The sequence below is a fragment of the Dietzia sp. CQ4 genome, from assembly GCF_014145125.1.
GTDB lineage: Bacteria > Actinomycetota > Actinomycetes > Mycobacteriales > Mycobacteriaceae > Dietzia > Dietzia natronolimnaea.
This window is the reverse complement of the sequence record NZ_JAALDZ010000175.1, coordinates 1-3,185: the sequence shown is the minus strand read 5'-3', so window position 1 is coordinate 3,185 and position 3,185 is coordinate 1. Positions and strand designations below refer to the sequence as shown.

The following is a 3,185-nucleotide window of genomic DNA, read 5'->3' as shown; positions in this document are numbered from 1 at the left end:
AGTGTGCGGTCGCCGGCGCCCCCGAGCGCGCGGCGGCGGGCGGACCCCCACCGGGCATCGTGGCCAGTCGGCGACGCAGCTCAGCGACGCGGTCCGCCGTGCCGAGGCCGGACAGATCAACGACAGAGGTGCCCACTACCATCACCACCAACTCCCACCCCGGACGACACGCCGCCAACCGCTCGGATCGAACTATTTTTCGATCACGGGGAACAGTGAACACCACGAGTCCGACACAGTGCAAGAACACCTGTTCGAACGGGGTTCTCCTCGTCGTCGTCCCCCGTCGTTCACCCGGAGCATCTACCCTCGGTGACCATGAAGGCCTCCATCGGGAACCGCATCGTGCTCATCGGCGCCGGGGACGTGGGCATCGCCTACGGTTACGCGCTCGTCAACCAGGGCCTGGCCGACCACCTGTCCATCATCGACATCGACCACGACAAACTGGTCGGCGAGGTCATGGACCTCAACCACGGCGTCGTGTGGGCCCCCTCCCCCACCCTCGTCACGGAGGGCACCTACGACGACTGTGCGGACGCCACGATGGTGGTGATCTGCGCCGGCGCCGCCCAGCGCCCCGGCGAGACGCGGCTCGACCTGGTCGGCAGGAACATGGCGATCTTCGAGGGGATCGTCGGCGACGTCATGGCGACCGGCTTCGACGGCATCCTGCTCGTGGCCACCAACCCGGTCGACATCCTCGCCCAGGCCTCGTGGCGCTACTCCGGCCTGCCCTCCGCGCAGGTCATCGGCTCCGGAACGATCCTCGACTCCGCGCGCTTCCGGTTCATGCTGGGCGAGTACTACGACGTCGCCCCGATGAGCGTGCACGCCTCGATCATCGGCGAACACGGCGACACCGAGCTACCGGTCTTCTCGTCGGCCAACGTCTCCGGGGTGCCACTGCGTCGGGATCTCGACGGGGACCCGGCCACGCGGGAACGGCTGGCCCAGATCTTCACGGAGACCAGGGACGCCGCCTACCGGATCATCGACTCCAAGGGGTCCACCAGCTACGGCATCGGCATGGGGCTCGCCCGCATCACGCGCGCCGTCCTGCGCAACGAACAGGTGTCGCTACCGGTCTCCACGTTGCTGCGGGGCGAGTACGGCCAGGACGGGATCTTCATCGGCGTCCCTGCGGTGATCGGCCGGACCGGCGTACAGCGCGTGGTGGAGCTGGAACTCGACGCCACCGAGACCGAACAGTTCGCCCGCAGCGCGTCTGCGCTGCGGGCGGTGTCGGAGCAGTTCGAGATACTGCGCTGAGTCAGGGGGTCGCGGGGGGATCGCTGGCCGGGAACGACTCGTCGCCCCACTCGTCGGCGACCGCGTCGTCGTGGTCATACCGGGCCTTGTCCGCGGGCTCCTCGGAATGCTGGCCGATGCGGTCAGGGTTCTGCGGACTCGTCATGATTCATCCTCCTGCCGCCGTACGGGGCGTGCGGCGATACTCAGATTACCGGAGACCACCGACCCCGACCGCGACGGAGAGAACACCATCGCGCTCACCCCGGGAACAGGAGAGGGCGCCATGCACAGCACCGACTACACCGACACACTGATCCTGCCCGCGGCCGACACCCGGGCCGAGACGGCCACGGCGCCGCCCGCGGGGAGACGCTCGATCGCCGAGTTGCAGTACGAGAGGCTCTCGGGTGCGGACTACACCTGGACGAGCGACGATCTGATCTTCGACGTCCACTGCGCTCGCAAGGGCATCGCGGAGGCGGACCGTGCGGCCGAACGCGAGCGGTTCTTCTCCAAGGGCCAACCGTGCCTGCGCACCTCCCCGCTGACCAAGACGTACGGCTGGGCGATGCACTTCGACTCCGGCGGGAGGATCGCGCTGCTGCCCATGGGGTCGGACCGTCTGGCCGAACTGCAGGCCGACCCGTCCGTGACGATCAGGACCGCCATGAAGAGTTCCCGCTAGCCCGGCTCGACGTCCGGCAGGGAGCGCAGCCACCCGAGCACCGGGTCGCAGATGACCCGGGCGAACTCCTCGTACCCGGCGGGGCCGGGGTGTGCCCCGTCGCCGGCGGTGACCTCGCGCATCCACGCGCCGCCGGGCCGCAGTGAATCGAAGGTCGGAACGAACGGCACCCCGGCCTCCGCGCACACCGCGGCCATGGCCGCGGCACGGGCGGCGATCCGCTCGTTGACCTGCTCCCACATGACCGGTGGCGGCCCCACCACCAGGAACCGCCCCTCGGGAGCACGGGCGATCATCCCCCGCAGGGCCGAGACCGTGCCCACCTCCTCGACACGGAGGGCACCCTCGTGCTCCATCACGTCGTTGACGCCGAACTCCGCGATCACCGCCGTGGTCGGGAACGCGGCCCGTCGGCGGTCGACCTCGTCCCAACGGTCCAGGATCATCTCGGAGGTGTCCCCGCCGATCCCCGCGACGGTGGTGTGGAGGCTCAGACCCGCCCCGGCACCCTCCTCGACCAGGTGCGCGGTCCACCCCCGGCCGGTCTCGTCGCCGTACCCGGCCACGAAGGAGTCACCGATGATGCAGACGGGGAGGTCGCGCGGTTCGCTCACGACGCCACGGTAGCTGGCCGGCGTCAACGTCAAGAGCGTTCCGCACACCCCACTCCGGGCAGATGTGTGCGGAACGCTCTTCGCGACGACACGGCACCGAGGGTGGGGGCGGCGTGCGTCAGTCCAGGTGTCGGGACTGCGCCCAGCGGGTGAGCGCGTGCCGGTTGGACTGCTGGGTCTTGCGCAGCACGTTGGAGGCGTGCGTCTCCACCGTCTTGACCGAGATGAACAGCTTCTCCGCGATCTCCTTGTAGGTGTACCCGCGTGCCAACAACCGCAGCACCTCCTTCTCCCGCGGAGTGAGGGAGTCGACCTCCGGGTCGTGGACGGGCTCACCCCGCTCCTCCGGCCCGGGAGCGGCGCGGGCGAACGCGTCCAGGACGAACCCGGCCAGGCGCGGGGAGAACACAGCGTCCCCGTCGGCCACGCGGCGCACGGCGTCGGCGAGCTCCCCACCGGAGATGGTCTTGGTGACGTATCCGCGCGCGCCGCCGCGGATCACGGCGATCACGTCCTCCGCGGCGTCCGAGACACTCAGTGCGAGGAAGGTCGACGCGGGCGCCTCGGACGTGCCGGACGCGTCGGCCGTGCCGGAGGTGGCGGGGGCGCCGGAGGTGGCGGGGGCGCCGCTC

5 protein-coding genes are annotated in these 3,185 nt (G+C 70.1%); 2 read left to right on the top strand and 3 right to left on the bottom strand.

Annotated elements, in window-relative coordinates:
* Positions 1 to 318 precede the first annotated feature (318 nt).
* On the top strand, positions 319 to 1,272 hold the full coding sequence (locus G6031_RS10860; RefSeq protein ID WP_179524702.1) for an L-lactate dehydrogenase: 954 nt from the start codon (positions 319 to 321) through the stop codon (positions 1,270 to 1,272).
* 1 nt (position 1,273) lies between these two features.
* Here G6031_RS10860 and G6031_RS10855 read toward each other — a convergent pair whose 3' ends face one another.
* Entirely contained in the window at positions 1,274 to 1,417 is a 144-nt protein-coding gene (locus G6031_RS10855) for a hypothetical protein (protein ID WP_179524701.1), read from the bottom strand.
* A gap of 120 nt (positions 1,418 to 1,537) precedes the next feature.
* Between G6031_RS10855 and G6031_RS10850 the strand changes: the two genes are divergently transcribed.
* Positions 1,538 to 1,939, top strand: coding sequence for a DUF6157 family protein (locus G6031_RS10850; protein ID WP_182653254.1), 402 nt, complete (start codon positions 1,538 to 1,540; stop codon positions 1,937 to 1,939).
* Here the strand turns inward: G6031_RS10850 and G6031_RS10845 are convergent.
* The gene (locus G6031_RS10845) at positions 1,936 to 2,553 is read right to left on the bottom strand and encodes a GDSL-type esterase/lipase family protein (RefSeq protein WP_182653253.1); all 618 of its coding nucleotides are present in this window, start codon (positions 2,551 to 2,553) and stop codon (positions 1,936 to 1,938) included. The genes G6031_RS10850 and G6031_RS10845 overlap by 4 nt on opposite strands.
* Positions 2,554 to 2,671: 118 nt before the next feature.
* The coding region (locus tag G6031_RS10840; RefSeq protein WP_241737302.1) for a response regulator transcription factor at positions 2,672 to 3,185 on the bottom strand (514 nt) is incomplete at its 5' end.